Genomic DNA, 1,008 nt, shown 5'->3' on the forward strand with positions numbered 1-1,008 from the left:
CTTTGCTAATTGCTTCTTCCATAGCATCTATAACAGTAAATGTGTCATTATCATCTACAAGCCTATCTAAAGTTAAAATTGCATCTGTAGTTAAATTACCAAAACCATTTTCGCTGTAGTAAGAATAAACTTTAGAGTTTATAGGATTTAAATCCTTATTTAAATTATAACTAAAACTATTAGAAGTACTACTAGTACTACTGTTAGTAGTAGTTGTTGTTATATTATTATATATATTATTATCTTTTTGATTATTTATATAAAATCTATTTATAGATTTTATATTATTAAATAACATTGTTATGTTATTTAATATATTATATATATCTTTCATCAAGGAATTATCTCCATGAAGGTCTTTAAAAAATCCCTTTGATAAGGATATAAAATCACCTAAATCCATATTATCAGGATTTTTATCCATAGCATTATGGAGAGAATCCCAACTGTTTTGCAAATTATCCGAAGAAGAAAAAGAATTAACAAGACTATCTGTATTTTTATCCATAGATGTATTCGGAGATTTTTCACTATGGTTATTTTTAGAATTATTATTTTTAACATCAAATATTCTATAAAAGATTTCTGTGAAACCATAAAAGGAATATGCTCCGTTGTCTCTTAACACATTATGTTTAAGAATTTTATTTCTGCAAAGTTTTTTAAGCTTTCTATAAAGTGTATCTTTTTTTATATTAAGAATAAGTAGATTTTCTAACATTTCATCATAATCTAGCCAGTAGTATTTTTCTCCATTAAAAACTTTAGATATAAATTTATTATGATTTTTAAATATATAATCTAAAATTAAAATATCATCAAAACTAACATTTGCTTTAATAGCCTCAACTTCATTAAAATTTAATTCATATAACATAAATAAACCCTCCTAAAATTAAGCTTTCACTATTCATATATGCATTAAGAGGAGAGAGTTCCGACTCTTTTTTATGTTTTTTAAAAGAAATTAGCAAGTTTATTCAGTTTTATATTACTTTTAAATTTAAT

Annotated in this window: 1 pseudogene; it reads right to left on the reverse strand. The window is 22.9% G+C overall.

What is annotated here, in order from left to right:
- Window positions 1–877: pseudogene (locus tag AZI32_RS17145) on the reverse strand (hypothetical protein); the annotation flags it as partial.
- Window positions 878–1,008 lie beyond the last annotated feature (131 nt).

This window comes from Clostridium sp. ATCC 25772, assembly GCF_001573875.1.
In the GTDB taxonomy this organism is placed as follows: domain Bacteria; phylum Bacillota; class Clostridia; order Clostridiales; family Clostridiaceae; genus Clostridium_J; species Clostridium_J senegalense.